This is a genomic window from Agromyces sp. GXS1127, from assembly GCF_050565425.1.
In the GTDB taxonomy this organism is placed as follows: Bacteria; Actinomycetota; Actinomycetes; order Actinomycetales; family Microbacteriaceae; genus Agromyces.
Genome location: NZ_JBOCIG010000006.1, coordinates 70,689 through 96,954 on the forward strand (window position 1 = coordinate 70,689; position 26,266 = coordinate 96,954).

Annotated in this window: 26 protein-coding genes; 15 read left to right on the forward strand and 11 right to left on the reverse strand. The window is 73.0% G+C overall.

Annotation, left to right across the window (positions count from 1 at the left end; all coding sequences use genetic code 11):
* Positions 1-46 precede the first annotated feature (46 nt).
* The 8 genes from ACQ393_RS12120 to ACQ393_RS12155 form a co-directional block, all read right to left on the reverse strand.
* Positions 47-361, reverse strand: a complete 315-nt coding sequence (locus ACQ393_RS12120) for an ATP-dependent DNA ligase (RefSeq protein ID WP_430647094.1) — start codon at positions 359-361, stop codon at positions 47-49.
* A gap of 73 nt (positions 362-434) precedes the next feature.
* Entirely contained in the window at positions 435-752 is a 318-nt protein-coding gene (locus ACQ393_RS12125; RefSeq protein ID WP_430647095.1) for an ATP-dependent DNA ligase, read from the reverse strand.
* A gap of 86 nt (positions 753-838) precedes the next feature.
* Positions 839-2,290 (reverse strand): diguanylate cyclase, encoded by a 1,452-nt coding sequence (locus tag ACQ393_RS12130; protein ID WP_430647096.1) that lies wholly within the window; start codon positions 2,288-2,290, stop codon positions 839-841.
* A gap of 275 nt (positions 2,291-2,565) precedes the next feature.
* The gene (locus tag ACQ393_RS12135) at positions 2,566-2,883 is read right to left on the reverse strand and encodes a hypothetical protein (RefSeq protein ID WP_430647097.1); all 318 of its coding nucleotides are present in this window, start codon (positions 2,881-2,883) and stop codon (positions 2,566-2,568) included.
* An 84-nt stretch (positions 2,884-2,967) separates the two neighbouring features.
* Positions 2,968-3,180 carry a hypothetical protein gene (locus ACQ393_RS12140; RefSeq protein WP_430647098.1) on the reverse strand — a complete coding sequence of 71 codons (213 nt, stop codon included), beginning with the start codon at positions 3,178-3,180 and terminating at the stop codon, positions 2,968-2,970.
* Positions 3,177-3,593, reverse strand: a complete 417-nt coding sequence (locus ACQ393_RS12145; protein ID WP_430647099.1) for an arsenate reductase ArsC — start codon at positions 3,591-3,593, stop codon at positions 3,177-3,179. Before ACQ393_RS12145 ends, ACQ393_RS12140 begins: the two co-directional genes overlap by 4 nt.
* A gap of 140 nt (positions 3,594-3,733) precedes the next feature.
* On the reverse strand, positions 3,734-4,636 hold the full coding sequence (locus ACQ393_RS12150) for a metalloregulator ArsR/SmtB family transcription factor (protein WP_430647100.1): 903 nt from the start codon (positions 4,634-4,636) through the stop codon (positions 3,734-3,736).
* A 47-nt stretch (positions 4,637-4,683) separates the two neighbouring features.
* On the reverse strand, positions 4,684-6,000 hold the full coding sequence (locus tag ACQ393_RS12155; protein WP_430647101.1) for an FAD-dependent oxidoreductase: 1,317 nt from the start codon (positions 5,998-6,000) through the stop codon (positions 4,684-4,686).
* Between the two features lie 91 nt (positions 6,001-6,091).
* Here ACQ393_RS12155 and ACQ393_RS12160 point away from each other — a divergent pair, with 91 nt between their 5' ends.
* A complete protein-coding gene (locus ACQ393_RS12160; protein WP_430647102.1) occupies positions 6,092-6,484 on the forward strand; it encodes an ArsR/SmtB family transcription factor in 393 nt (130 codons plus the stop codon).
* A 24-nt stretch (positions 6,485-6,508) separates the two neighbouring features.
* On the opposite strand, the gene ACQ393_RS12165 is transcribed toward ACQ393_RS12160, so the two are convergent.
* Together ACQ393_RS12165 and ACQ393_RS12170 are read right to left on the reverse strand one after the other, a co-directional pair.
* The gene (locus ACQ393_RS12165) at positions 6,509-7,345 is read right to left on the reverse strand and encodes a hypothetical protein (RefSeq protein ID WP_430647103.1); all 837 of its coding nucleotides are present in this window, start codon (positions 7,343-7,345) and stop codon (positions 6,509-6,511) included.
* Between the two features lie 81 nt (positions 7,346-7,426).
* A complete protein-coding gene (locus ACQ393_RS12170) occupies positions 7,427-10,573 on the reverse strand; it encodes a hypothetical protein (protein ID WP_430647104.1) in 3,147 nt (1,048 codons plus the stop codon).
* Between the two features lie 182 nt (positions 10,574-10,755).
* Here ACQ393_RS12170 and ACQ393_RS12175 point away from each other — a divergent pair, with 182 nt between their 5' ends.
* The 7 genes from ACQ393_RS12175 to ACQ393_RS12205 all read left to right on the forward strand — a co-directional run bounded on the left by ACQ393_RS12175 (position 10,756) and on the right by ACQ393_RS12205 (position 18,661).
* Positions 10,756-12,093 (forward strand): ion channel protein, encoded by a 1,338-nt coding sequence (locus ACQ393_RS12175; protein ID WP_430647105.1) that lies wholly within the window; start codon positions 10,756-10,758, stop codon positions 12,091-12,093.
* Positions 12,094-12,102: 9 nt separating this feature from the next.
* The gene (locus ACQ393_RS12180) at positions 12,103-13,236 is read left to right on the forward strand and encodes a class I SAM-dependent methyltransferase (protein WP_430647106.1); all 1,134 of its coding nucleotides are present in this window, start codon (positions 12,103-12,105) and stop codon (positions 13,234-13,236) included.
* Positions 13,237-13,294: 58 nt separating this feature from the next.
* The gene (locus ACQ393_RS12185) at positions 13,295-15,964 is read left to right on the forward strand and encodes an adenylate/guanylate cyclase domain-containing protein (protein WP_430647107.1); all 2,670 of its coding nucleotides are present in this window, start codon (positions 13,295-13,297) and stop codon (positions 15,962-15,964) included.
* A gap of 97 nt (positions 15,965-16,061) precedes the next feature.
* Entirely contained in the window at positions 16,062-16,358 is a 297-nt protein-coding gene (gene clpS, locus ACQ393_RS12190) for an ATP-dependent Clp protease adapter ClpS (RefSeq protein ID WP_430647108.1), read from the forward strand.
* The gene (locus ACQ393_RS12195) at positions 16,355-16,852 is read left to right on the forward strand and encodes a DUF2017 family protein (protein ID WP_430647109.1); all 498 of its coding nucleotides are present in this window, start codon (positions 16,355-16,357) and stop codon (positions 16,850-16,852) included. The genes clpS and ACQ393_RS12195 overlap by 4 nt, the downstream gene beginning before the upstream one ends.
* Before the next feature lie 135 nt (positions 16,853-16,987).
* Entirely contained in the window at positions 16,988-17,395 is a 408-nt protein-coding gene (locus ACQ393_RS12200; protein ID WP_430647110.1) for a DUF7144 family membrane protein, read from the forward strand.
* 138 nt (positions 17,396-17,533) lie between these two features.
* Complete coding sequence (locus tag ACQ393_RS12205) at positions 17,534-18,661, forward strand: hypothetical protein (RefSeq protein WP_430647111.1); 1,128 nt, start codon at positions 17,534-17,536, stop codon at positions 18,659-18,661.
* A gap of 52 nt (positions 18,662-18,713) precedes the next feature.
* Here ACQ393_RS12205 and ACQ393_RS12210 read toward each other — a convergent pair whose 3' ends face one another.
* The gene (locus tag ACQ393_RS12210) at positions 18,714-19,109 is read right to left on the reverse strand and encodes an SHOCT domain-containing protein (protein ID WP_430647112.1); all 396 of its coding nucleotides are present in this window, start codon (positions 19,107-19,109) and stop codon (positions 18,714-18,716) included.
* Positions 19,110-19,290: 181 nt separating this feature from the next.
* On the opposite strand from ACQ393_RS12210, the gene ACQ393_RS12215 reads away from it, so the two are divergent.
* From ACQ393_RS12215 to ACQ393_RS12245, 7 genes are read left to right on the forward strand one after another with little or no spacing between them, the layout of a single operon-like run.
* Entirely contained in the window at positions 19,291-19,722 is a 432-nt protein-coding gene (locus ACQ393_RS12215; protein WP_430647113.1) for a DUF6325 family protein, read from the forward strand.
* A 10-nt stretch (positions 19,723-19,732) separates the two neighbouring features.
* Positions 19,733-20,083, forward strand: coding sequence for an SHOCT domain-containing protein (locus ACQ393_RS12220; RefSeq protein ID WP_430647114.1), 351 nt, complete (start codon positions 19,733-19,735; stop codon positions 20,081-20,083).
* A 9-nt stretch (positions 20,084-20,092) separates the two neighbouring features.
* On the forward strand, positions 20,093-20,716 hold the full coding sequence (locus ACQ393_RS12225) for a hypothetical protein (RefSeq protein ID WP_430647115.1): 624 nt from the start codon (positions 20,093-20,095) through the stop codon (positions 20,714-20,716).
* A 7-nt stretch (positions 20,717-20,723) separates the two neighbouring features.
* Complete coding sequence (locus ACQ393_RS12230) at positions 20,724-22,484, forward strand: SulP family inorganic anion transporter (protein ID WP_430647116.1); 1,761 nt, start codon at positions 20,724-20,726, stop codon at positions 22,482-22,484.
* The gene (locus tag ACQ393_RS12235) at positions 22,465-23,136 is read left to right on the forward strand and encodes a GAP family protein (protein WP_430647117.1); all 672 of its coding nucleotides are present in this window, start codon (positions 22,465-22,467) and stop codon (positions 23,134-23,136) included. Before ACQ393_RS12230 ends, ACQ393_RS12235 begins: the two co-directional genes overlap by 20 nt.
* A gap of 55 nt (positions 23,137-23,191) precedes the next feature.
* Positions 23,192-25,066, forward strand: coding sequence for an alkyl/aryl-sulfatase (locus ACQ393_RS12240; protein WP_430647118.1), 1,875 nt, complete (start codon positions 23,192-23,194; stop codon positions 25,064-25,066).
* A gap of 35 nt (positions 25,067-25,101) precedes the next feature.
* A complete protein-coding gene (locus ACQ393_RS12245) occupies positions 25,102-26,238 on the forward strand; it encodes an AI-2E family transporter (protein ID WP_430647119.1) in 1,137 nt (378 codons plus the stop codon).
* Positions 26,239-26,266: the final 28 nt, after the last annotated feature.

Consider the following 26,266-nt stretch of genomic DNA (forward strand, 5'->3'; position numbering starts at 1 on the left):
TCTCCGTTCTCTGGGAGTTGGTCGGGGAGCCGGGCTCGGGCCGAGGTCAGCTCGGCGCGCCCTCGGCCGGTTCCGGCACCCAGTGCAGGCCGGCGCGGCTGTTCGCACTGTCCATCAGTGCTTCGAGCCAGACGCGATTCAGCTTCGGCGGCCGATTCCCGCTGAACCGGAAGTGGACCTGCGCCGAGGGGCTGATCCAGATCGCACTGCGACCGCTGCCGCGCTCGACGCCGTGGCTCCAGGTGAACATGAACTGCTCCCCGCGCTGCAGCTTCGCCGCGATGACGAACTGCAGGTGGGCGAGCGTCCGATCCTCGATCTCGAACTCGGAGATGCGCGGGCCGTAGATCAGGGTACCCATGCCGTTCCTTTCGTCGTCGGGTCCGTGGTCGTGCGGGTCGGGGCGGTGCGGTGACGGGTGGCGCGGTGCCCGCTCATGCGGTCCGCGGCGATCCGTCGGCCGTCGGTTCGGGCAGCAGTCGCAGCCCGCCGGCGGAGTTCGCCGCCTTGGTCAGCAGCTCCAGCCAGTGCGGGTTCAGCTCGGGCATGTCGGCCTGCTCGAACTGGAACGTCATCGGGATGGTCGGGCTGCACCACACCGACGTCCGCGGCGGTGCCGCCTTCTCGTCGGTCCACGTGAACGCGAAGTGCTCACCGCGGCGGAGCTTGGACCAGATCACCACCTGCAGGTGGGCGAGCGTCCGGTCGTCGAACTCCGCCGAGAGCTTGGAGTCGTACTCCAGTGTTCCCATGTCGTCTCCTTCCTCGGGCATCGTGCCGCAGGCCGGTGGCCCGCGGCGCGGATCGGCCCGGGCCGGCGCCGCGCACGTGTCGGATGCTACGCCGAGACCGTCGTCACGCGGTTCCGGCCCTCGCCCTTCGAGACGTACATCGCCTCGTCCGCCAGGTGCAGCAACCGGTCGGTGTCCAACGGCTCCGACCCGAGTCCGGGGTCCCACGTCGCGACGCCGATGCTCGCGGCCACGGCATACCTCCGGGGGAGGGTCTGCAGCGGCAGCTCCACCTCGGCCCTGAACCGCTCCGCGATGACAGCGGCCGAGGCGGCATCCGCGTTCTGGCACACGACCACGAACTCGTCTCCACCATACCGGGCGACCTGGTCGGACGCCCTCGCAGCACGACGCAGGCGCTCGGCGACCTCCACGAGCACCTCGTCGCCCACCCGGTGTCCGAGCTCGTCGTTGATCGGCTTGAAGCCGTCGAGGTCGATGAACACCACCGACAGCGGACGGCCATCGCGTTCGGCGCCCGCGGCTTCCGCCTCGAGGGTCTCCTCGAGGAGCTTCCGGTTGGCGAGGCCGGTGAGCTGGTCGTGGAGCGCGCGATGCGCGAGCTCGTCCTGCAGTCGGACCCGTCGGATGACCTGCGCTGCATGACGCGCGAGCGCGGCCTGCACGTCGCGGGTCTCGGCGTCGAACACCTGGTCGCGATCGTAGAAGCTCAGGAGCACGCCCTTGGTTCCGGTGGCGCCGCGGAGCGGGCCGATGCTGAGGGCGCAGAGGTGCTGCTCGCGCATCGCGGAACCCAGGTCGGGGGCGATGGCGTCGACCTGCTCGAGGCTCTCGATGGTGATGATCTCGTCGGATTCGATCGCCTGGGTGATGAGGCTGACGATGGCCGTCGAGAGCAACGGCTCGATCTGCACGCCCTCCGCGACCATGCCGCTCTGCCGGCCGTCCTTCATCAGCAGCACGGCGGCGCCGACCGCGAACAGGCCGGTGCGGACCGTCGAGACGAGGGCCTCGGCGAGCTGCTGCTCGCTCATCGCGAGGCCGAACGCGAGTGAGGCGTCCTGGAGGAGCCGGACGCGGGCCTCCGACGCCTCGGCCTGTCGGCGCGCCAGGAGGAGCTGCCGTTCGTAGTCGTGGCGCTCGGTGGCGTCGAACACCGCCACCCTGATCTCCTCGCATGCTCCGTCTTCGGCCCGCACCCGGATCGCGTTGACGAGCACGGGAAGATCGCGGCCGTCGGCGCACTGCAGCGACAGCACGACCTCGTGGACCTCGCCGCTCTCGCCGAGCGCCGCGGCGAACCGCGATTCGTAGAACAGCCGGCCGGCGGCCCCGAGCAGGTCGACGAACGGCGCGCCGAGGAGGTCCGCGCCGGGTCGGCCGGTCCAGGACTCGAGCGTGCCGTTCACGCGGGTGATGACGCCGTCAGGGGTCGTGGTGACGTAGCCGCACGGCGCGCGATGGAACAGGTCGGAGTACGCGGTGCCCAGGTCTCCCGCGCCGCGACCGAGGGGTGCGGGAGCTTCCGAGATCGTCATCGGACACCCCCGGACATCGTGCCGGTGCGCGTGGCGATGGGCGTGCACAGCACATCGACGCGGCATGCGAGTGTGCTGTGGCTCATTCGGCTCCGGAGGATCGTGTCGGCGCGAACGCCGATCGGGTTTCGATCGCGCGGGGAGGAATGGTGCTGCGCGTCGCTGGTCCTGTGACTCTATCCCGCGCCGACTGCGCGGCCTATTCTGCCCGATTCGGTCAAGAGGGGTTGACCGAACCAGTGATCCCGTGTTAGCGGATCTGGATGTCGCTGCGGTCAGGTCGCCGCGATGACCGACCAGATCCCCACGGTCGCCGCGGCCCCGGCCGCGACGAGCGCGATCCCGATCGCGAAGCGGCGTCGCTCGCGGTACTCGCGGGCGACGAGCACGAGGAGGCCCGCGGTGGAGGCGGTCGTCACGACGGCGACGAGCCACAGCCACAGGTCGAACGTCGGATCGGCGCCGGCCGCGCCGTCGGCGAGCATTCGGAGTCCGCCGCAGATCGCGGTGACGAGGACCCCGAAGATGAAGAGCAGCCCTGCCCAGTCCCGGGCAGTGGCGCCGGGTTCGACCGGCTCCACGTCTGGCGTCATGTGGGAAGGATGCCACGCCCGAATGCGCGCGTCGAGACATCCCGGCGCATTCCCGGCGCACGCATCGGCGATGACGGGGCGCGGTCAGACGGCGGCGGCCGCCGGGGCGATCTCGGCGAGCAAGCGCTCGACGTGCGTGCGGATGCCGTCGCGCACCTGCCGCACGCCCGCGAGGTCGAGGTCGGCGGGGTCGTCGAGGTGCCAGTCGAGGCAGCGGTTGCCGGGGTGGACCGGGCATGCGTCGCCGCAGCCCATCGTGACCACGGCGTCGCCGACCTGCCCGTCGCGGGTGCTCATGCGCGGGCCGCTTCCGGGAGGATCTCTCCGAGCAGCTCCTCGATGCGGCGGCGGATCTCGTCGCGGATGGGGCGGACGGCCTCGATGCTCTGGCCCGCCGGGTCGTCGAGCTCCCAGTCCTCGTAGCGCTTGCCGGGGAAGATCGGGCACGCGTCGCCGCAGCCCATGGTGATCACGACGTCGGATTCGCGGACGGCCTCGGTGGTGAGCACCTTCGGCGTGTTGCCGGCGATGTCGATGCCCTCCTCGGCCATGGCCTGCACGGCGACCGGATTGATCTCGTCCTTGGGCGCGGAGCCGGCCGAGCGCACCTCGACGCGGTCGCCGCCGAGCTCGCGCAGGTAGCCGGCGGCCATCTGCGACCGGCCGGCGTTGTGGACGCAGACGAACAGGACGGTGGGCTTGTCGGACATCGTGACCTCGTTTCGCGCGGAACGGTTAAAGCATAGAGCCACATCTATGTGTTGTCGAGCGGATGGCGCGCGGCGACCTCTCCGCGTGCGCGAAACCGTGGCGGCGACGGACGGCGCGCGGCCGCGGCATCCGCTCGATCTCAGGTCAGGCTCGCGATGAGCTCGCGCACCCGGCGGTCGATGTCGTCGCGGATGCCACGGACCTCGCCGAGCGGCCGGCCGACGGGGTCCTCGAGCTCCCAGTCCTCGTAACGCTTGCCGGGGTAGACCGGGCACGCGTCGCCGCAGCCCATCGTGATGACGACGTCGGCCGCGCGGACGACCTCGTCGGTGAGCGGCTTCGGGAAGGCGCCTCCGACGGGGACGCCGATCTCGTCGAGCACGCCGACGACGGCCGGCGACACGGCGTCGGCGGGCTCGGACCCGGCCGTGCGGACGTGCACGCGGTCGCCGGCGAGGTGCCGGAGGATCGCGGCCGCCATCTGCGACCGGCCCGCGTTCTGCACGCAGACGAAGAGCACCTCGGGCGTGGTCGCGGCCGACCCGCGCCCCTGCGCCGCGAGGGCGGCGAGGCGCTCCGCGGCGAAGCCCGCGGCCCGCGACGTGAAGCGCTTCGAGATCCCGCTCCGCTCGGCGAGCAGGTCGCGGCTCTCGCGCACGTAGCGCTCGACCGTCTGCCGGCCGAACGTGCCCGCGAACCGCGTCGCGAGGTCGTCGACCACGCGGACGATCGCCGGCTCGTCGTCGGGCGAGGGGGTCGTGGTGGGCACCTCGAGCAGTTCGGTGACGCGGTCGAGCTGGTCGGGCGCGATCGAGTACCAGGCGCGACGCCCCTCGGGCTCGCGCACCAGCACGCCGTCGTCGAGCAGCGCCTTCGCGTGGTGCGACACGGTCGGCTGCCGGAGCCCGAGCTCGTCGGCCAGCGCCGTCACGGTCGCGCGGCCGTCAGGGCTCGCGAGGATGAGCGAGAGCATGCGCGCCCGCGTGGGATCGGCGATCAACGCGAGACCGCCGGCCGCGGCATCCGCCCCACCCGTGTGCATAGACGACAGTCTATGCGAGCAGCGGATGTCGCGGCCGATCGCCGTGCTCAGCAGCAGCCGCTCGACCCGTCGAGGCTCGTCGAGCACACGCCCGTCGCGGGAAGCTCGAGCCGCACGTTCGCCGCGCCCGCCGGGTCGCCCGCGAGCCACGCCGCGATGGAGCGGACCTGCTCGTACCCGGTCGCGAGGAGGAAGGTCGGCGCACGGCCGTAGCTCTTCATCCCCGCGAGGAAGAAGCCGTCCTCCGGCTGGCGGAGCTCGGCGAAGCCGTGCGGCTCGACCGTGCCGCAGGTGTGCACGTTCGGGTCGACGAGCGGCGCCAGGCGCTTCGGGGCCTCGACCACGTCGTCGAGCTCGAGGCGGATCTCGCGGAGCATCCCGAGGTCGGGGCGGAAGCCCGTGGCGTTGACGACGACGTCGGCCTCGTGCTCGACGAGTTCGCCCGCGCGCGCGCCGACGACGCGCACGCCGCCGTCGGTGCCGCGGCCGAGCCGTACGATCTCGAAACGGTCGAGCACCTCGATGCGGCCCGCCGCGACGAGGTCGTCGACGCGGCGCCCGATCGAGGCCCGCGCGGCGAGCCCGTCGTCCTCCGAGGTCGTCACGCGCACGGCCGAGGCATTGCGGATCGCCCAGGTGATGCGGGTCTCGGGTACCTCCCGCGCGAGGGCCGCGAGGGCGAGGAGGGTGTTCGCGGCGGAGTGCCCGGCGCCCACGACGGTCGTGCGACGTCCCGCGAAGCGGGCGCGGTCGGCGCCGAGCACGTCGGGCAGGGCGTGCGTCACCGAGTCCGCGACCTCGTCGAGCCCGAGCGGGTCGAGGCCGCTCGAGCCGAGGGAGTTGGGGTTCCGCCAGGTGCCCGACGCGTCGATGACGGCGCGGGCCGCGACATCCTGCACCGCACCGGATGCCTCGCGCACGCGCAGCACGAACGGCGTATCCGCACGCCCGGCGGTGCGGGTCCGGTCCATGCCCTCGCGCGCGACGGCGGTCACGTCGACGCCGAAGCGGATGCGCGAGGCGATCGGCTCGAGCGCGGCGAGCGGCTCGAGGTACTGCTCGACGAGCTCGGCGCCCCTGGGCAGGCGGTCCTCCTCGGGGTGCTCCCACCCGGAGGCCTCGAGCAGGCGCCGCGAGGCGGGGTCGACGAGCATGCGCCACGGCGAGAAGAGGCGGATGTGGCCCCACTCGCGGATGCTCGCGCCGACCCGGTCGCCGGCCTCGTAGACGACGACGTCGAGGCCGCGCTCGAGCAGGTTCGCTGCGGCGGCGAGGCCGATCGGCCCGGCGCCGATGATCGCGACGGGCAGGGTGTCCAGGCGCTCGGAGCGCGTCGTCGGTCGGGTGAGGTCGAGCAGGGTCATGGCGGGCCTTTCCGGCTACATCGAAGTTCGTCGATGCCCAGTGTCGACCCGTTCATCGAAGTTTGTCAATATTCGAGCTAGGATCGGCGGCATGACGACCTTCGAACTCACGCCCGTCGGCGTCGGCGCCCGCGTCGACCTCGGGGTCGAGGTCCGGCCGGCCGCGAGCGGCGCGTGCTGCAGCCCGCTCGTGACGGAGCCGATGGACGCCGCCCGCGCCGACCGGCTCGCGGCATCGTTCAAGGCGCTCGCCGACCCGACGCGGTTGCGGCTGCTCTCGATCGTCGCGAAGTCCGAGGGCGAGGAGGCGTGCGTCTGCGACCTCATCGAGCCCGTCGGCCTCAGCCAGCCCACCGTCTCGCACCACCTGAAGATCCTGACGACCGCCGGCTTCCTCGAGCGCAGCAAGCGCGGCACCTGGGCGTACTACCGGCTCGTGCCCGGCGCACTCGATCGGATGTCGCAGCTCCTCGCCGACGCCTGAGTGCCGGACCGGCCTCGGGTCGGCTCAGCGCCCCCAGGCCGACGCGGGCGCGGCGACCACCGGCACCGGCGCCGTCGACCACCACGCCCCGTTGCCGTAGTGGCTCGACGCCCAGGGCGACGCCCAGATCGCTCGCGCCGTGGCATCCGCCGACGTGCCGGCCTCGAGCCCGGCGACGATGCCGGCGTAGAACGAGCGCTTCTCCAGGTTGGACGCGGCGTACTCGGCCGCCGTCACGAGCGTGTCGTAGCTGCCGAGCCCGCTGCCACCGCCCGAGCCGTAGCCGTTGTTCAGGGGGTTGTTCCGGTTCCACCAGTTGTCGGGGCCGTTCTCCTCGCGCATCCACTCGACCATGAGCCGCACGTTCTCGTCGGTGAGCGGCCAATCGCCGAACACGAGCACGAGCTTCGCCCAGTCGTAGTTCGTACCGGACTCGACCAGCGTCTCGGGCCCCGTCGTCGTCGAGTACCCCTCGCGCGACACGCTCGCCGCGGAGATCCCGGCGTCGACCTCGACCTCCTGCGCGGCGCCGGCGAACGGCGACAGCGAGGTGACGGATGCCTCGGCCACGGGCAGCTCGGCCCGGGGCAGCGGCGCGAGCGCGAGGGTCGCGAGCAGGCCGGCGACCGCGAGCGTCGCGCCCAGCGCGGCGGCGAACCGTCGGCGACGATGCGGGCGGGCGGATGTCGCGCCGCGACGGGACGGCGAGGGCCCCTGCGTCGGCGGTGCGGCCCGCCGACCGGATGTCGCGTCCCGCGCGCTCGGCGCGGCCCGGCGGCCCGACGGCGCAGACGACGGACGCCGCGCCGACGATCCCCTCGCCGCGCGGCGCTCCCCCGATGCTCCCGCCGTGTCTCGCATTCGGGGGCAGAACCTACCAAACCCGGCTGGGCGCCGCCATCGGATTGCGCGGGTCGATCAGGCCCGTCCGCGACGCCGACGTCAGTCCTCGGTGAGCGAGCGCAGCGTGTGGAGGTTCGGGACGTCCGTGGTGGAGGGCTGCGTCTGCACGAGCATCGCCCGGTCGAGGCTCTCGATGCTGAAGCCGCTCAGGGCCCAGCCGAGCGGCGGCATCACCGCGGGCACCGTCGAGGGCGCGACGATGACCTCGAGGCCGGGCAGGCAGCCGTCGTTGGCGCAGTCCTGCACCTCGTCGATCACCCGAGCGCCCGCGCGGTCGCCCTCGCCGATCGTGACGAACGCCGCGGTCGCGCGCTGGCGCAGCGCCTGTTCGGTGCTGGACTTCGTCAGGGCCGGGTAGCCGACGAGGGGCACGAGCGGCTCCGCGGTCACGTCCTCGAGGCTCCGCCGGAGGTCGTAGCCCGCCGAGTTCCTGAGGTAGACGAGGATCGGCACGATGGGATCCGCGGCCGGGTGATCCCGGTTCCACGCCGCGATCCGGTCGGCGATGACCGGCGCCAGGTCGGCGGCCGTGCCGAGGCCCGTCGGTTCGGCGTAGCCGCCGTCGACGAGTTGCATGCTGGCGTCGCCGCACACGCTCTCGCCGGGCATGCGCGCGGCGGGCGTGATGACGGCGAAGCGTGCGGAGAGCATCGCCGCGGTCGCCCACTCCATCTCCGAGAAGCACGCGGATGCCACGGGCAGGCTCGCGGCCGGCGCCGTCGCGGGCATCTCGCAGCCGACGCTCGGGTCCGCCTCGACGGCGGCCGCTGCGGCCTCGGCGTCGGTGTCCGGCGCGGCCTCGCCGGCGCCGGACGTCGAGGGCGGCACCGGCGGCGGTCCGGCCTCCGTCATGAGCCCGTTCGACACGAGCACCTTGCACTTGGAGCGGATGTCGGTGGAGTTCAGCACCGGGATCCCGATCCGATCGGATGCCGCGAGCGCGACCGTCTCCTCGAGGCCGTTGACGGAATCGACCCAGACGCCCTCGATGAGGGCCGCCCGATCGCGCCACGCCCATTCCCCGGCCACGTTCGACGGCATCCGGAGCCCCGTCACCGAGGCGACCAGGTCGCCGACCAGGAGCGAGGCGGCACCGGTGCCGACGGCGTCGGGGCCGGCGAGCGCCTCGAGCTCCGTCGCGCTGCGCCGTTCGGTCGCGGCGACGGCGAGCCCGACCGAGCCGCCGCTGACCCCGCTCGAGGCGAGCACCGAGGTCGACATGCAGTCCGGGTCGTCGACGGGACCGCGGAGCTGGTCGAGCGCGCGGGCGGTCCAGTACGCCGCGCGGATGCCGCCGCCTTCGGCGACGACCACCAGGGCGGGCGTGAACGACGCGTCGCCCACGCGGGCGGTGCAGCCGGATGCCGCGAGCCGGTCGAGTCGGTCGGTGATCTGCTGCTCGAGCGAGTCGTCGGCCTTTCGCGCCGCGGCGGCGTCGCCGTTCCCGACGGCGCCGGTGCGGGTGCCGTGGAGGCCCGGGTCGTCGGCGCCGAGCACGGGCGCGATGATCGCCCAGATCAGCGGGATCGTGATGGCGAGGGTCAGGACCGGGTCGGCGCGGAGCCGCAGGAACCGGAAGACGGGTGCGGGCGGATGGTCCTGCAGCACGACCGTGAAGGTGCCGAGCACCGCGCCCCACGCGGTGAGCAGCAGCACCGCGAGCGCGGGCGCACCGAAGAGCGCCGCGGTCTGCACGGGCAGCAGGCCGATCAGCGCCAGGAAGACGAGGCCGGCGGCGAACCCCAGGACGATCACGCGGAGGTGCGCGCGTCGCCGCCGGGACGGCACGACGGGGTCCGCATCGACGCGCACGGTCGGATCGAGGAGCACCGGCACGTGCCACCGCCACCGCAGCAACCAGGGCGAACCGACCGCCATCCCCAGCCCGAGCAGCAGCAGGACGACCGAGAACGGATAGCTCAGCCCGCTCTCGTACGGCAGCTGCCCGGCGAAGACCGGGGCGGTGAACGACCGGACGAGCCCGAGCCCGGCGATGACCGGGATGGCGACGGCGATCGCGTCGCCCGTCAGCCAGGCCCAGCGCGCCCGATCGAGGCGATCGACCCGTGGGGCGACCGCCCACTCGGCCTTCCACCACGGGAGATAGGTGAGCATGACGAGCGCCGGGACGGCGAGGAACGCGATCGCCGCCCAGCCGGGCAGCCAGGCGCCGGTCAGCCACCCGGTGATCCCCCAGAGGACCAGCCAGACGACCATGGGGGCGAGCCACCACAGCGCGTGCTTCCGATGGGGCTTCACCTTCGTCACGTCGAAGCCGCGGACCCCCGAGGCCAGGGCGCGCGTGCGCGCCCGCCCGAGGGCCCAGGCGCAGAGCACCGCGACGGCGATCGCCACGAGCGCCCACCCCATGTGCAGCAGGGCCGTCCCGTCGACGCCGGCCTGGGCCCACCGGCGCTGGAGGTCGGGCAGCTGGTCGAGCACGCCCTCGGTCGGGATGCAGGTCAGGACCGCGAGCGCGAGGACGAGCACGGTCGAGAGGCGGTGCAGCCAGAGTGCCTGCGCGAGACGGCGGACGGCCGTCCAGATGATCCGCCGCGCGAGGCCGTCGCGCACGATGAAGACGGCGAGGAGCACGACGAGCGCGCACTTCAGCGTGCCGAGCACCGCCTCGGTGATCGCGACCGGCCCGATCGGCGCGAGGAGGCCCGCCTGGTCGGCGGGGACCGGGCCGCCGCCGAACACGAGCAGCAGTGCACCCGCGAGCAGCACGACGAACTCCGCCGCCTCGATGCCGAGCAGCACGATGAGGGCGGTGCGCGCGTACCGGCGCGGCTCCTCGTCGCCCATCCGCGAGATGATGCGCTTCGCCATCCAGAAGTACGCGGCGATGAGCGCGAGGTCGATGAGGATCGACGCGATGATCCAGCCGCCGATCGAACCGCGGCTCGCGCTCGACGCCCACTCGGCCCAGCTCTCGCGGGAGAGCAGCGCGAGGGGGCCGATCGTGCCGTTCAGCGAGGCGCTGCGCCCGGTGGCGCTCAGGGCGCCCGCGATGAGCCGGTCGATCTCGGCGAGGGCGATGACCGCGGCGAGGGCGATCGCGACCGCGACGATCGCGCGCAGCGTGCGCGGGCGCCGCGAGCGCACCCAGCGCCTCAGCGACGCCGCGGCGCGCGCCTGCGCGGCGACGGTCGAGGTCGAGGCAGGTTCGACGACGGCGGCCATGGTCCCCCCTCCCGGCCTGCGCGGCACGATAGTCCTCGAGCGGATGGCGCGCCGAGCCCCGTTCGGGGGTGGAATCCGCATCGCGGCCGAAGCCGCGTGCCCATATGGTGGGCGGAGGGTCGTCGCCGGGGGCGAGCGCGACCCGGCGGTCGCGGGAGGGGCCCGGACCCGGGGGAGCGGCGATGACGGAGCCATCCGACCAGACCGAGCGGACGCCGGCGGGCGACGCCGAACCGGCGCAGCAGGCCATGCCGGCGCCGACGCCGGGCCAGCTGGCGCTGCTCGCGGTGCCCGCGATCGTCATCGGCGTGCTCTCGGCACTCGTGCTGCGCCTGCTCGACGTGAGCGCCGGCGCCCTGGAGGACCTGGTCTGGACCACCCTGCCGGAAGCCCTCGGCATCGCACCCGACGGCTGGTGGATCGTGGTCGTCCTCACGGCCACGGGACTCGCCGTCGGACTCTGCCTGCAGGTCCTGCCCGGGCACGGCGGCCCCGACACCGCCACGACGGAACTCGTCGAGGAACCGCTCCGCCTCCGGGTCCTGCCGGGCCTCGCCGTGGTCACCGCGCTCGGCCTCGCCGGTGGCGTGAGCCTCGGGCCCGAGAACCCGATCATCGCGATCAACGTCGCGCTCGCCGTCGCCGTGCTCGGACGGTTCATGCCGCGCGTGGGCGCGAAGCTCGCGATGCTCATGGCCGGAGCGGGCACCATCGGCGCGCTGTTCGGCTCGCCCGTGGCCGCCGCGCTGCTCTTCACCGGCATCCTCGCCGCGGTGCGCGGCGGCGGCGCCCTGTGGGACAAGCTCTTCCTGCCGCTCGCCTCCGCCGCCGCCGCCGCGCTCACGATGCACGCGCTCGGCGAACCGCCGCTGGAGTTCCACATCCCCGCGGAGGCGCTCGAACCCGTCGACCTGCTCTGGGGCACGCTCATCGCCCTCGCGGCCGTGCTCGTCGGGCTCGCGGCGACCTATCTCTTCCCGCTCGTGCACCGCGCGTTCCACTCGCTCCGGCAGCCGATCCTCATCGCCACGGCCGGCGGGTTCCTGCTCGGGCTCCTCGGCCTGCTCGGCGGACCGATCACGCTGTTCAAGGGTCTCGACCAGATGGGCGAGCTGCTCGAGCACCCCGAGGACTACGACGCGCCGACCCTCGCGCTGATCGTCGGGGTCAAGCTCGTCGCCCTGCTGGTGGCCGCGAGCGCGGCCTTCCGGGGCGGCCGGGTCTTCCCGGCCGCGTTCATCGGCGTCGCGTTCGGGATGCTCGGCCACGCGCTGTTCCCCGACATCCCGCTCGCGTTCGCCGTCGCGTGCGCGCTGCTGGGCATGCTGCTCGTCGTCACCAGGGACGGCTGGCTCGCCCTGTTCCTGGCAGTGGCGGTCTCGGGCGACATCTCGCTGCTCTCGTGGCTGTGCGCGATCGTGCTGCCGGCCTGGCTGCTGGTGTCGAAGGCGCCCGAGTTCCGGATCGTCCCCCGCCAGCGGGCCACCGCGTCCGACGGCCCGCCCGAGGAGCGCGGGTAGGGTTCCGGGGTGGACTTCGACGCCCTCCGCCGGTACCCCGACCTCGAGGCGCCCGGCCTGGCCGCATCGGATGCCGCGGACCGGCTGATCCTCGACGAGGCGGCGACGGCGCTCGCCGAGGCCGCCGGGGCCCCGGGCTCGGTGGTCGTCATCGACGACGCGTACGGCGCGCTCGCCCTCGGCGCCGTCGAGGCGGGCGCACGCGGCGTCCGCGTCCACCAGGACCCCCTCACGGGCGAGCGCGCGCTCGCCGCCAACGCGGCCCGGCTCGGCGTCCCCGCCGACGAGCGTCCGCGGAGCTCGCCCCTCGCCCCGGAGCTCGTCGCCGGGGCGAGGCTCGTGCTCATGCGCCTCCCTCGCTCGCTGGACCGGCTCGACGAGGTCGCGGCGCTCGTCGCGCAGCATGCGGCGGCCGACGTGCGCGTCGTCGCAGGCGGACGCATCAAGCACATGTCGGTCGCGATGAACGACGTGCTCGGCCGGTGGTTCGCGCGCGTCGACGTCACCCATGCCCGCCAGAAGTCGCGGGTGCTCGTCGCGACGGCACCTCGCGACCGGCCCGCCACGGCCGCCCCGCCCTGGCCCCGCCACGCGCACGACGACGCGCTCGGCCTCGAGGTCGTCGCGCACGGCGGCGTCTTCGCGGGCACGACGGTCGACATCGGCACGCGCTTCCTGCTCGACGTGCTGGGCGAGGCGGTGCCGGATGCCGCGACCGCCGTGGATCTCGCGTGCGGCTCGGGCGTGGTGGCGGCGTGGCTCGCGCGCGAGCGCCCGGGCCTCGTGGTGCGCGCGTCGGACCGGAGCGCCGCGGCCGCGGCATCCGCTCGCCTGACCGCCGCCGCCGACGGCGTGGCCGACCGCGTCGAGGTCGTGCGCGCCGACGGCCTCGAGCACCTGCCCGACGCGAGCGAGCGGCTCGTCGTGCTGAACCCGCCGTTCCACTCGGACGCCGCGGTGCACACGGGCATCGCCGCCCACCTCTTCGGCGAGGCCGCGCGGGTGCTCGCATCGGGCGGCGAACTCTGGTGCGTGTGGAACTCGCACCTGCGCTACCGGCCGCTGCTCGAACGCCTCGTCGGGCCGACCCGCCAGGTCGCGCGCAACCCGAAGTTCACCGTCACCGCCTCCACCCGGCGCTGAACGCGGCGCGCCCGAAGTGGGGCGTGCGCCGGCAGCGCGAACATGTCAGGCTCGGAGGGTGACCACCACGGCTGCGACGAGCCGTCGTCGTCTCCCGACGGGGACGGTCACCTTCCTGTTCACGGATGTCGAGGGGTCGACCCGTCTCGTCGAGGCTGCCGCCGAGCGGTGGCCCGCGTTGCTCGAGGAGCACGACCGGCTGCTGCGCGAGGCCATCACGGACTGCGGCGGCACGGTGGTCAAGACCGAGGGCGACGGCTTCTTCGCCGCGTTCGCGTCGGCGGTCGACGCCGTGACCGCCGCAGTCGCCGCGCAACGCGCGATCGCCGGCCACGACTGGCCGGAAGGGCTCGCGCCGCGGGTCCGGATGGGCCTGCACACCGGGCTCGGCCTCCTCGGCGGCGACGACTACATCGGGCTCGACGTGCATCGGGCGTCGCGGATCACGGCGACCGCGCACGGCGGCCAGGTCGTGCTCTCGGCGACGACGGCCGCGCTCGTCGAGCACGAACTCCCCGGCGGGGTCGCGTTGCGCGACCTCGGCAGGCACCGCCTGCGGGACCTGTCCCAGGCCGAGCACCTCTTCCAGCTCGACGCCGACGACCTCGACCACCGCTTCCCGGCGCTGCGGTCGCTCGAGGCCGTGCCGAACAACCTGCCGTCGCAGGTCACCCACTTCGTGGGCCGGCGTCGCGAGAGCGCCCGGGTGCGCGAACTGCTCGAGACCTCGCGCGTCGTGACCATCACCGGCACCGGCGGGACGGGCAAGACCCGGCTCGCCCTGCAGGTCGGCGCCGAGATCGGCGACCGCTTCCGCGACGGCGTGTGCTTCGTCGACCTGGCGCCGGTCGACGACCCCGACGTCGTGCCGTCGCAGGTGCTGCGGTCGCTCGGCGAGGATTCCGCGCCGGGGAACCGGCCGCCGCGCGACGCGCTCGTCGACCGGATGGCGGACCGGGAGGTGCTGCTGATCCTCGACAACTTCGAGCAGGTCATCGCCGCGGCATCCGTCGTCGCCGACATGGTGCGCGTCTCGCCGCGGTCGCGCTTCCTCGTCACCTCCAGGGGACCGCTGCGGATCGCCGCCGAGCAGGAGATGCCGCTCGAGCCGATGGAGCTCCCGGACCGGCGCAACCCCGCGCTCGTGACGGAGGCGGACGCGGTCGCGCTGTTCGTCGACCGGGCGATGGCCGTGCGCCCCGACTTCGCGGTGACGCCCGAGAACGCCGCCGCGGTCTCCGAGCTGGTGCGCGGACTCGACGGGCTGCCGCTCGCGATCGAGCTCGTCGCCTCTCGCGTGCGCCTGCTCCCGGTGCCCGAGATCCTCGCGCGGCTCGATCCCGCGCGGCCGGGAACCGGATCGATCGACCTGCCCGAGCGGCAGCGCACGATAGAAGGCGCGATCGCCTGGAGCCACGACCTGCTCGAGCCGTCCGTGCGGGAACTGTTCGCGCGGCTCGGCGTGTTCGCCGGCGGCGCGAACCTCGAGCAGATCGAGCGCGTGTGCGACGACGTCGACGTCGACCTGCTGGCCGGGCTCGCCGAGCTCGTCGACCAGGGGCTGCTGCGACAGGTCTCGTCGCCCGGCGGCTGGGCGCGGTTCCGCACCCTGCACGTGATCCGCGAGGTCGCGCTGCTGAAGCTCGAGGCGAGCGGCGCGGCGGAGGCGATCCACCGCCGCCACCTCGAGGCGTACGCCGACTGGGCGGAGGAGGTGGCCGTCCACGTCATGGGCGAGGACCGGTCCGCATGGCTCGACCGGTTCGACGACGACCACGACAACGTCCGCACCGCGCTCGACTGGGCGGCCGTCCACGGCGAGACCGACCTCGCGCTGCGGCTCGCCGCGGCATCCTGGCGGTTCTGGCAGTCGCGCGGCCACCTGCACGAGGGCCGCAGCCGGCTCGAGACCGTGGTGTCGCTGGAGGGCGGCGAGCCCCGGAACCGGGCGAGGGCGCTCGAGGCGCTCGGCGGCGTCTACTGGTGGCAGGGCGAGATCGACCGCTGCGTCCCGCCGTACCGCGAGGCGCTCGCCATCCAGCGGGAGGTCGGCGATCCGGCCGACGTCGCCAACGCGATCTACAACGCCGCGATCGGGCAGTCCGTCGCGGCCGTCACCGCCGGGATCACGGACGAGGTGCGGCGCGAGGTGTACGGGCTCTACGACGAGGGCGAGGCGATCTACCGGCGACTCGGCGACGAGGACGGGCTCGGGAACATCACGTGGGGCCGCGCGCTCGCGATCTCCGACCTCGACGACGACGTGCCGCGTGCGCTCGAGCTCTTCGGCGAGAGCATCGAGCACTACCGACGCGCGGGCAACGAGTTCGGCATGGGCTGGGGCATGTTCGAGGTCGCCATCTTCAGCGCCAGGCTCGACGACATCGACACCGCCTGGGTCTACCTCGAGGAGGGCCTCGAGCTCTTCGCCCGGCACCGCGACGTCTCGGCGGTCGTGCTGTTCCTCTCGCTCGCGGCCGCGCTGGCGCAGGCCGCCGGCGACGACGAGCGCGCCGCGCGGCTCGCCGGGGCGGTGCGCGGCCTCCGCAACTCCTCGGGCGCGAAGATCGTCGACCACGAGATGACCCGCATCCGCGGCCTGTCGGTCGACGAGCTCGATCCGGCGCGCGAGGACCTGGCGCCGCTCTACCGCGCCGGCATGGCGATGGACCTGCCGCAGGCCGTGGCCTACGCGCTGGGCCGCGACCCGGCGGCCGACGCCGGCTGACGGCGCCGCCGGGGCAGGCGCCGGCGGCGCGCCGGACGGCCCGCGTCCTGACGAAGGGGGACGTGCGGCCGGGCCGGGAGCGTGTCAGTCTGGGATCGTGACGTCCACCATCGAGCAGCTCGACACCGACCTCGTCGCCGACGAGGCCGTGCTGCCCGACCTGCCCTGGCAGACCATCGTGTGGGACGACCCCGTCAACCTCATGACGTACGTCACCTACGTCTTCCGCAGCTACTTCGGCTACCCGCGCGAGGAGGCCGAGCGGCTGATGCTGCAGGTCCATCACGAGGGCCGCGCGGTCGTGGCATCCGGCAACCGGGAGGCCATGGAGCGGCACGTGCACGCGATGCACGGGTACGGCCTGCAGGCCACCGTCTCGAGGGTCGAGCCGTGATCGTCGCCGGACGCGAGGGGGGCGCCGACGGCGTGCGGATCGTGCTCGAGACCGAGGAGGCCATGCTGCTCTCCGAGCTCGCCGACCAGGTCGACTCGGTGCTGCTGCTCGGCGGCGACGACGACCCGGCGCTCGGCCGGCTGTTCCCGTCCGCGTACCCCGACGACCAGCAGGCCGCGCACGACTTCACCCGCTACACGCGCGACAGCCTCGTCGACGGCAAGCGGCAGGCCGCGCAGTCGGTGCGCGACGCGACCGCGACCGAGCGAGACGCGGGCCTCGTCGAGATCGAGCTCGACCAGGCCCAGGCGTGGGGCTGGCTGACCTTCCTGACCGACCTCAGGCTGATCCTCGCGGAGCGCGTCGGCGTCACCGACCCCGACGAGGCAGAGCCCGCCGACGACGAGCGCGACGACTACCTGCGCGCCGCGTACGAGTGGGCGGGCATCGTGCAGGGGTCGATGCTCGAGGTGCTGGACCCGATCGGGCGCTGAGTCACGGGCTGCCGTGCCGAGGAGCGCGCCGCGGGCCGGCGGCGGTGGGCCGAAAGTCCCGCGGCCGCGCTCCCGGATCGCGGGACGATGCGCGTGGGCACGCCCACGGGGGGACGTGCCGGAGGGAGGCGCGCCATGTCCGACACGAACGTCACCGGCTGGGTCGGCTGGGGCTGGTTCGCCGGGGTGATGATCATCATCTCCGGTGCCATCGGCGCCATCTACGGGCTCATCGCGATCCTGCTGCCCGACAACACGTACTTCCTGAAGCCGTCCGACGGCGAGCTCCTGATCCTGAACGCGACCGGATGGGGCTGGCTGCACCTGTTCCTCGGGATCTTCCTGATCCTCGTCGGCGTCGCACTGCTCGCCGGCGCGTCGTGGGCGCGGGTCGTCGCGATCATCCTGGCCGCCTTCAGCGTCCTGGCGAACCTCATGGTCCTGCCGCTGCAGCCCTGGTGGTCGGCGATCGTCATCGCCGTCGACGTGTTCGTGATCTACGCGCTGACGGTGCACGGCAGGGAGCTCGCCGCGAACCGCTGACCTGCGGCGGCCGACGTCTGCTCCGGAGCGACCGGAGCGCCATCCTCGCGCGCGCCCGCCCGACTGGCAGTCTGGTGCCGCGGGCCCGGCGCCTGCGCCGGAGGACGGCGCGACGAGCCCCGACCGAGTGGAGGAACGATGTCCCAGCCGTCGTCGATCGCGGGGATCCTGCGGGAGCCCACGCGTACGACCGAGTCGATCGAGTCGACCGCCCTGATCGTCGGGGCGCTCGTCTTCGTCGTCGCGGCCCCGATCGGCCTGCTGATGTTCTGGGGGCGCGACCTGCCGATCGCCGGCCCCGGCTCCCTCGGGACGAGCGTCGCGATCGGATCGGCGATCGCGGGCCTCCTGGCGTTCGTGGTGGGGCGGGTGCTGTGGCGACGCCGCTTCGGTCCGGCGCCCGACGATCCCGCCGTCGAGGACGCCGCGGCGACGCGGAGCGCGACCGGCCCGCGCGGCGCCGAGGCGCCGCCCCTGCGCTGGTTCGACGTGCTCGCCCTCTCGGTGGCGCACGGCATCATCGCGCTCCTCGGTTGGACCGGCCTCGCCGACGTCCTCGAGCAGAGCTTCGTCGGCGCCGAGGTGTTCCCGATCCCCGGCGCGCTCCTCTTCGGCGTCGCGCTCGCCCTGACCGCCTACGTCTGCTTCCTGTCGTCGGTCCGGATGACGCCGATGCTCCTCTCGATCGTCCTGGCCGCGTTCCTCGTGGTCGGCGTCATCACCGCCATGCTGAGCTCGAGCGATCCGCTCTGGTGGCAGATGAACCTCAGCGCCCTCGGCATGACGGACGACGTGTCGGCCCTCGCGTTCAACCTCACGCTCATCATCGCCGGGGCGATCGTGACGATCGTCGCGCGCTACGCGACCGCCGGGCTTCCCGTGACGACCGACCGCGACCGCCGCGGTCGCGACTTCGTGCGCTACGGGCTCGTGCTCATCGGCATCCTGCTCGCGTGCGTCGGCATCTTCCCCGTTGACGACTTCTTCGCCCTGCACAACACGGTCGCGAGCGGGATGGCGGTCGTCTACGCCGTGATCGTGATCGGGCTGCCGCGCTTCCTGCCGTCGATGCCGCGCGTGTTCGTGATCCTCGGCTGGGTCTACGTCGGCGTGATCGTCGTGCTCGGGGTGTTCTTCGCGATCGGGTACTACAACCTCACGGCGGTCGAGCTCGTCGCCGGCCTCCTGATCTTCAGCTGGATCATCCTGTTCCTGCGGAACACGGGGTCGGTCGGGGCGAGGCGGGTGGTCGCGGTCACCGCGTGAGACGGCGAACGGCCGGGCACCCGCGGGTGCCCGGCCGTTCGCGGTCGGTGCGTCAGGCGGTGAGCGCCTTGGCCTTGATGGCCTCGTACTCCTGCGCCGTGATGGTGCCGGAGTCGAGGAGCGCCTTGGCCTTGGCGATCTCGTCGGACGGACTGGCCGATCCGCCGGCGGTCTGCCGGATGTACGCCTCGGTCGCCGCCTGCGCCTCGGAGGCCTGCTTCGCCGAGCGCTTGGCCATGCCGTCACCGCGCGCGATGAGGTAGACGAGGGCCGTGAGGAACGGCACGAAGATCAGGAAGATGATCCAGACCGCCTTCCACCAACCGCTCAGCTGGTGGTCGCGGAACAGGTCGCCGATGATCGCGAACAGCGCGAAGAGGTAGGCGATGAATGCGAAGCTCCAGAAGAAGATCCACACGAAGCTCCAGAAGTTGTCCCAGAAGTCCACGGGGGTGCGCCTTTCCAGTCGATGACGGGGACGCCCGAATGCCGCCCCCGGTCGTCACATTAGCGGCGCCGGTGGCCCGCGCGGCGCGAAATCACGCGAAACGGGTGAACATCCGTCTCACGGGCGGTTCGCTCTGGTGCGGCGCGCTCCGCGCCCCTAGGGTGCTGATCGGGGGGTTGCGATGACTGCATTCGAATACGGTCCGGTCGACGTCTACGTCGTGAGCTTCGAGGGGGATCGCCTCGATTCCGCGACAGCGAGCGCCCTCGGCGAGTTGATGGTCGGCGACGAGATCCGGCTGCTCGACCTGCTGATCGTGTCGCGCGACGACGAGGGCGGGGTCACGGTGCGCGAGTACGAGGAGTTCCGCGACGAGGCCGGCTTCACGGTCGTCGAGCTCGAGGCATCCGGCGTCATCGGCGACGAGGACATCGACGAGCTCGCCGAGTCGATCCCGCCGGGCACGTCGGGCGCCATCATGGCGATCGAACTGCTGTGGGCGAAGAAGATCGCGTCGGCGTTCGCCGCGTCCGGCGGCGAGGTGCTGCAGGTCGAGCGGATTCCCGCGACGGTCGTCAACGAGGTGCTCGCCGAGGCGAGCGACGAGGAATAGGGGGAAGGTCATGCCGATCCGGAGGATGGGACGACCCGGGCTGATCGGGATGGCGGCGCGCACCGCCGTCGTCGCGGGCACCGCGACGGCGGTGAGCGGACGCGTCGCGCACCGCCAGCAGGAGCGCTACGCCGGCCAGCAGGCCGAGGAACAGGCTGCGGCGCAGCAGCAGTGGGAGGCCGAGCAGTACCAGGCCCAGCAGGCCGCGGCGCAGCAGGCGGCCATGCAGGCCGCACCGCCGCCCGCACCGGCGGGCGGGGTCGATGTCGTCGCCGAGCTGCAGAAGCTCGCGACGCTCAAGGAGCAGGGGATCCTGAGCGACGCCGAGTTCGCGGCAGCGAAGGCGAAGCTGCTCGGCTGACGACGCCCGATGACCGAACACGAGACGCGCGACCGCTGGACGCGCGCCACCGAGATCGTCGGCGTGTTCCTGCTGTCGATCACGGCCGTGCTGACGGCGTGGTGCGGCTTCGAGTCGTCGAAGTGGGGCGGCGAGATGTCGATCGCGTTCAGCCAGGCGTCGAGCGCGAGGATCCAGGCGGCATCGGCGGAGGGTGAGGCGAGGTCGGCGGAGATCTTCGACCTGACGATCTACGCCTCCTACGTCGAGGCGGTCGGTCGCGGCGAGGACGAGCTCGCGGAGTACATCCGGGCGCGGTTCACGCCGGAGTTCGAGGTCGCCTACGTCGAATGGGTCGCCGACGGGCAGGTGGAGCGGGCGCCCTTCGCGCGCGAGGAGTACGTGCCGGACGGCACCGAGGAGGCCGAGGAGCTGAACGCGCGGGCCGACGCCAAGTTCGCCGAGGCGCTGGAGAACAACCAGCGCGGCGACAACTACTCGCTGCTCACCGTGCTCTTCGCGCTCGTGCTCTTCCTCACCGCGATGTCGCAACGCGAGATCGCGCCGTGGGTCGCGCGCACGCTGCTCGGCCTCGCCGCGGTGGTGGCGGTGATCGGGGTGGTCATCCTCGCGACGTTCCCGGTGAAGATCTGATCCCGTGATGCGCTCGAGCACCCGGATCGCCCCGCCGCGCGGACGGCGCGGCCGCCCGCTCGCCGGGCTGACGCGGGGCAACCTCGTCCGCGAGCTCGGTGCCGGCGTGACGCTCCTCGCGATCGCCGTGCCGCTCAACATCGGCTACGCCCAGATCGCGGGCCTGCCCCCGACGGCCGGACTGTACGCGCTCGTGGTGCCCTCGATCGTCTTCGCGCTCACCGCGTCGTCGCGGCAACTGGTCGCCTCACCGGATGCCGCGGCATCCGCCCTGGTCGCCTCGTCGATCGGCGGACTCGCCGTCGCGGGCAGCGCCGACTACGCGACCATGGCCCTCGCCCAGGCCATCATCTGCGGCGTGGTGTTCGCGCTCGCCGCGGTGTTCAAGCTCGGCTTCCTCGCGAGCTTCCTCTCGAAGCCGGTGCTCGTCGGGTTCATCGGCGGCCTCGCGCTCGACATCCTCGTCAGCCAGGTCGCGAAGATGCTCGGCGTGCCGATCGACTCGAGCCGGGAGTTCGTCGAGAAGCTGGCCGAACTCGCCGGCAACCTCGGCGAAGCCGACCTGTGGTCGGCGGTGATCGCGACCGCATCGGTGCTCGTGCTCGTGGTGGGGCGGCGCATCGCGCGCCTCGTCCCGTGGGCGCTCGTCGTGCTGGTGGGCTCGACCATCGCGGTCGTGCTGCTCGACCTCGACGGCGCCGGCGTCGACGTGCTCGGCGAGGTGCCCGCGGGTCCGCCCGTGCTCACCTGGCCGATCCTCGAGTGGGCGACCTGGTTCGCGCTCGTGCCCTCGGCGCTCGCCCTCGTGCTCGTGACGATCGCGGAGGGCCTGCTCGTCGCCCGCGCGTATGCCGAACGGCACGGCTACCGCGACGACCCGAACCGCGACCTCTTCGCGTTCGGACTGGGCAACATCGCGGCCGGCGCGACCGGGGGCTACGTCGTCGGCGCCTCCGCATCGCGGACCGCGGCCGTCGACCTCGCGGGCTCGCGCACGCAGTTGCCGGCGATCGTCGCGGCGATCGGCACGCTCCTCCTGCTGCTGTTCGGCACCGCCGTGCTCGCCGACATCCCGTCGCCCGCGATCGGCGCGGTGGTCGCCGTGGCGGTGGCCCCGCTCCTCGGGCTCCGGGAGTTCGCGCAGCTGCGGCGCACGGCCCGGTTCGAGTTCTGGATCGCCGTCGTCTGCTTCGCGGCGACCCTGTTCATCGGCGCCATCCCGGGCATCCTCGTCGCCTTCGTCCTCGCGCTCGTGAACCTCGCGCGCCGCGCCGCGCGACCGGCCCTCGACGTGCTCGCCGCCGACGGCGTCCCGACCGACTCGCTCCTCGATCCGGCGCCGAAGGGCAGCGTGACCGAGCCCGGCGTCGTCGTGCTCCGCCTCGCCGCGCCGCTCTTCTTCGCCAACGCCGCGTCGTTCGCCGACGCGTCGCGCCTGGCGGTCACGGGCGCCGCCGAGCCCGTGCACCACCTCGTGCTCGACTGCGAGGCGATCACCGACGTCGACGTCACGGGTGCCGAGGCGTTCGCGTCGCTCCGCGACTGGCTGCGCCAGCGCGACGTCGCACTCGCGATGAGCCGCGTGCGACCCGGGGTCCGGGACGCGTTCGAGCGGTTCGGCCTGCTCGACGGCGTCGACATCCATGCGACCAACCGGGCGGCACTCGCCGCCGCGGCCGACACGACCCGGAGTGCCGGCGCGGCGCGGGTCGCCGATGCGACGCCGGTCGCAGACGAGGAGGATGCCGATGGGCGCAGCGATCGGTGACATCCTGCCGCTCGCGGTGGGGATCGCGATCAGCCCGATCCCGATCATCGCCGCGATCCTGATGCTGCTCTCGCCGAGGGCGCGAGTCACGAGCGTCGGGTTCCTCGGCGGGTGGGTGCTCGGCATCGCCGTCGCCGCGACCGTGTTCACGCTGCTCTCCGCGGTGCTCCCGCAGGGCGACTCGGATGACCCGAAGCCCGTGACCGCCGTGATGCAGCTCATCCTCGGGGCCGGCCTGCTGTTCCTGGCCCTCCGCCAGTGGCGGAGCCGCCCGGCGCCCGGCGAGGAGCCGCCGCTGCCGAAGTGGATGGCGGGCATCGACGCGATGACCGCCGGCCGTGCCTTCGGACTCGGGTTCCTGCTCGCGGCGGTGAACCCGAAGAACCTGCTGCTCGGTGCGGGCGCGGGCCTCGCGATCGGTTCGGCCGGACTCGGCGTCGGGCCCGCCGCAGTGGTGCTCCTCGTGTTCACGGTCATCGCCGCGGCATCCGTCGCCCTGCCGGTGATCGCCTACCTGGTGGCTTCGGATCGGATGTCGGCACCGCTCGAGCGCCTGCGCGGCTGGCTCGTGCACAACAACGCGACCGTCATGGCCGTGCTCCTGCTCGTGATCGGCGCCGTGCTGATCGGCAAGGGCATCGCCAACTTCTGACTCGGCGCCGCACCAGCGCGCCGCATCGGCCGAAAGGGAAATGGAGACAGGAACCATGCACCAGAACGACGCGACCGAAGCGATCCGCGCCCAGCAGCGCGAGCTCGCGTCATCCCTGCCGTTCGACGACCGGCGCGACTTCGAGGCCGCCGACCGCGGCTTCATCGGCGCGCTCGACCCGGCGGAGATCCGCGACGCGGACGGCGACGTGGTCTGGGACGCGAACGAGTTCGCGTTCATCACCGGTGACGCGCCCGACACGGTCAATCCAAGCCTCTGGCGGCAGTCGACGCTCGCCGCGAAGCAGGGGCTCTACGAGGTCGTCGAGGGCATCTACCAGGTGCGCGGGCTCGACCTGTCGAACGTGAGCTTCGTGGAGGGCGACACGGGCGTCATCGTCATCGACCCGCTGATCTCGAAGGAGACGGCGGCCGCGGCGCTCGCGCTCTACCGCGCCCACCGCGGCGACCGGCCGGTGACCGCGGTCATCTTCTCGCACAGCCACATCGACCACTTCGGCGGCGTGCTCGGCATCGTCGACCCGCAGGACGTCCGGCCGGGCGGCGTGCAGGTCGTCGCGCCGATCGGCATCGTCGGCGAGGCCGTGGCCGAGAACGTCTACGCGGGTACCGCGATGTCGCGCCGCGCCGGGTACATGTACGGAGCGCGGCTCGAGCGGGGTCCGAAGGGCGCCGTCGGCGCCGGGCTCGGCCAGTCCACGTCGACGGGCCACCCCGGCATCCTCGTGCCGACGCTCGAGATCCGGAGCACGGGCGAGACGCACGTCATCGACGGCGTCGAGATCGAGTTCCAGATGGCGCCCGGCACCGAGGCGCCGGCCGAGATGCACTTCCTCTTCCCGGGCAAGCGTGCGCTGTGCATGGCCGAGAACGCGACGCACACGCTGCACAACCTGCTCACGCTCCGCGGCGCGCTCGTGCGCGACCCGCACGTCTGGGCGGGCTACCTGACCGAGGCGATCGAGCGGTTCGGCGGTCGGGTCGACGTCGTGTTCGCGTCGCACCACTGGCCGACGTGGGGCGCCGACGAGATCGGCGAGTTCCTCGCACTGCAGCGCGACCTCTACGCGTACCTCCACGACCAGACGCTCCGCATGCTCAACCTCGGCATGACGGGCGCCGAGATCGCCGAGGAGATCCAACTGCCGCCCGCACTCGAGAACGCGTGGAACGCGCGCGGGTACTACGGCTCGGTCAGCCACAACGTGAAGGCCATCTACCAGCGCTACATGGGCTGGTTCGACGGGAACCCCGCGCGGCTCTGGCCGCACCCGCCGAAGCCGCTCGCCGAGCGGTACGTCGCGGCGATCGGCGGCATCGACCGCGTGGTCGAGGTCGCGCAGCAGGCCTACGACGATGGCGACTTCCGGTGGGCGGCGACCCTGCTCGACCACGCCGTGTTCGCCGCCGCCGACCACGCCGCGGCGCGCACGCTCTACGCCGACACGCTCGAGCAGCTCGCATACGGCGCCGAGAACGGCACGTGGCGGAACTTCTTCCTCTCGGGGGCGACCGAGCTCCGCGGCGAGAACTTCGGCACGCCGACCGCGACCGCGGCGCCCGAGATCCTCGCCCAGCTCTCGCCCGAGCAGATGCTCGACGCCATCGCGATCAGCGTGGACGGGCCGCGCGCCTGGGACCTCGACCTCGCGCTCGACCTCACGTTCACCGACATCGGGCGGAACTTCCGGGTCACCCTCCGCAACGGCGTGCTCGTGTACGTCGAGAAGGCCGCCGACGAGTCGACCGCGCAGGCGACGGTCTCGCTGGCGAAGCCGCGCATGCTCGCGCTCATCGGCGGCGACCGGGAGAGCGCCGGCATCGAGCGCACCGGCGACCAGGGCGTGCTCGACCGGCTGATGTCGGTGCTGCAGCCGGGCGACCCGTCGTTCGACATCGTCCTGCCGTGACGACGGGAGGGGAGGCGCCGCCTATGGTGGGGTCCGTGACCGATCAGGCGCCTCCCCTCCCCGTTCCCGGCGCGTCCGGGCCCGCCGCCGATCGCGGCCCGACCGTGCGCGGTGCCGTGACCGTCATCGCCGTGCTGCTCGTGCTCGTCGCGCTCTGGTTCGCGCGCGAACTCGTCGCACCGCTCGCGCTCGCCCTGGTACTCGTCGTGATCGTGCACCCCGTCCGGCATCCCCTCGAACGGCGGGGGTGGCCGCGCTGGGCGGCCACGACCGTCGTCATCGCCGTCGCGTACCTGATCCTCGCGGTGCTCGCGGCCCTGCTCGTCTTCGCCGGGGTGGAGTTCGCCGACCTCGTGGTCGACGTCGTCGACGAGCTGCAGGCGGCCGTGGCATCCGTCGCCGCCTGGCTCTCGTCGGTCGGGCTGGGCGACCAGCTCGCGGATGCCACGGCGTCCGCGCTCGATCCGTCCGCGCTGCTCGACCTCGCCCAGGGCCTCGGCGGGTGGCTGCTCGGCTTCCTCACCGCCGCGTTCTTCGTGCTCGCGTACGTGATCTTCATGGCCGCCGACGCGGCGCGCTACCGCCGAGCCGAGCAGGCGTTCGGCGCCGGCGTCCGGCCGCGGGTCGACCGCATCCGCTCGCTGAACTCCTCGATCCGCCGCTACTACGTCGTCAACGCGACCTTCGGCGCGATCGTCGCGGTCGTCGACGGGCTCGCCCTGTGGGCGCTCGGCGTCCCGATCCCGGCGGTGTGGGCGATCCTCGCGTTCGTGACGAACTTCATCCCGAACATCGGGTTCGTGCTCGGGCTCGTCCCGCCCGCGGTGCTCGCCTTCGTCGTCGGCGGCGTGCCGCTGCTGCTCGTCGTGATCGCCGTCTACTCGGTGGTGAACGTCGTGCTGCAGGTGCTCGTGCAGCCGAAGTTCGTGAGCGACGCGGTCGACCTGTCGCTCACGCTGAGCTTCTTCTCGGTGGTCTTCTGGACGTTCGTGATCGGCCCGCTCGGCGCCATCCTCTCGATCCCGCTCACCCTGACGGCCCGCGAGGCGCTGCTCGGCGATCGCGACGGCTGGCTGCGCTGGCTCTCGGGCAACGCGGCGATCAGCGCGCCGCCCGCACCCGATCCGGAGCCCGCGCCGCAACCTCTGGATCAGGATCGCCCCGCCGGTTAGTCTGCAAGCGGGGAGAGGGGGCACCCAT

What these genes read in the sequence shown, in the direction of transcription:
- ACQ393_RS12120 (WP_430647094.1), bottom strand. Translation starts at nt 361, where the DNA reads ATGGGTACCCTGATCTACGGCCCGCGCATCTCCGAGTTCGAGATCGAG.
- ACQ393_RS12125 (WP_430647095.1), bottom strand. Translation starts at nt 752, where the DNA reads ATGGGAACACTGGAGTACGACTCCAAGCTCTCGGCGGAGTTCGACGAC.
- ACQ393_RS12130 (WP_430647096.1), bottom strand. Translation starts at nt 2,290, where the DNA reads ATGACGATCTCGGAAGCTCCCGCACCCCTCGGTCGCGGCGCGGGAGAC.
- ACQ393_RS12135 (WP_430647097.1), bottom strand. Translation starts at nt 2,883, where the DNA reads ATGACGCCAGACGTGGAGCCGGTCGAACCCGGCGCCACTGCCCGGGAC.
- ACQ393_RS12140 (WP_430647098.1), bottom strand. Translation starts at nt 3,180, where the DNA reads ATGAGCACCCGCGACGGGCAGGTCGGCGACGCCGTGGTCACGATGGGC.
- ACQ393_RS12145 (WP_430647099.1), bottom strand. Translation starts at nt 3,593, where the DNA reads ATGTCCGACAAGCCCACCGTCCTGTTCGTCTGCGTCCACAACGCCGGC.
- ACQ393_RS12150 (WP_430647100.1), bottom strand. Translation starts at nt 4,636, where the DNA reads ATGCACACGGGTGGGGCGGATGCCGCGGCCGGCGGTCTCGCGTTGATC.
- ACQ393_RS12155 (WP_430647101.1), bottom strand. Translation starts at nt 6,000, where the DNA reads ATGACCCTGCTCGACCTCACCCGACCGACGACGCGCTCCGAGCGCCTG.
- ACQ393_RS12160 (WP_430647102.1), top strand. Translation starts at nt 6,092, where the DNA reads ATGACGACCTTCGAACTCACGCCCGTCGGCGTCGGCGCCCGCGTCGAC.
- ACQ393_RS12165 (WP_430647103.1), bottom strand. Translation starts at nt 7,345, where the DNA reads ATGCGAGACACGGCGGGAGCATCGGGGGAGCGCCGCGCGGCGAGGGGA.
- ACQ393_RS12170 (WP_430647104.1), bottom strand. Translation starts at nt 10,573, where the DNA reads ATGGCCGCCGTCGTCGAACCTGCCTCGACCTCGACCGTCGCCGCGCAG.
- ACQ393_RS12175 (WP_430647105.1), top strand. Translation starts at nt 10,756, where the DNA reads ATGACGGAGCCATCCGACCAGACCGAGCGGACGCCGGCGGGCGACGCC.
- ACQ393_RS12200 (WP_430647110.1), top strand. Translation starts at nt 16,988, where the DNA reads ATGTCCGACACGAACGTCACCGGCTGGGTCGGCTGGGGCTGGTTCGCC.
- ACQ393_RS12205 (WP_430647111.1), top strand. Translation starts at nt 17,534, where the DNA reads ATGTCCCAGCCGTCGTCGATCGCGGGGATCCTGCGGGAGCCCACGCGT.
- ACQ393_RS12215 (WP_430647113.1), top strand. Translation starts at nt 19,291, where the DNA reads ATGACTGCATTCGAATACGGTCCGGTCGACGTCTACGTCGTGAGCTTC.
- ACQ393_RS12220 (WP_430647114.1), top strand. Translation starts at nt 19,733, where the DNA reads ATGCCGATCCGGAGGATGGGACGACCCGGGCTGATCGGGATGGCGGCG.
- ACQ393_RS12225 (WP_430647115.1), top strand. Translation starts at nt 20,093, where the DNA reads ATGACCGAACACGAGACGCGCGACCGCTGGACGCGCGCCACCGAGATC.
- ACQ393_RS12230 (WP_430647116.1), top strand. Translation starts at nt 20,724, where the DNA reads ATGCGCTCGAGCACCCGGATCGCCCCGCCGCGCGGACGGCGCGGCCGC.
- ACQ393_RS12235 (WP_430647117.1), top strand. Translation starts at nt 22,465, where the DNA reads ATGGGCGCAGCGATCGGTGACATCCTGCCGCTCGCGGTGGGGATCGCG.
- ACQ393_RS12240 (WP_430647118.1), top strand. Translation starts at nt 23,192, where the DNA reads ATGCACCAGAACGACGCGACCGAAGCGATCCGCGCCCAGCAGCGCGAG.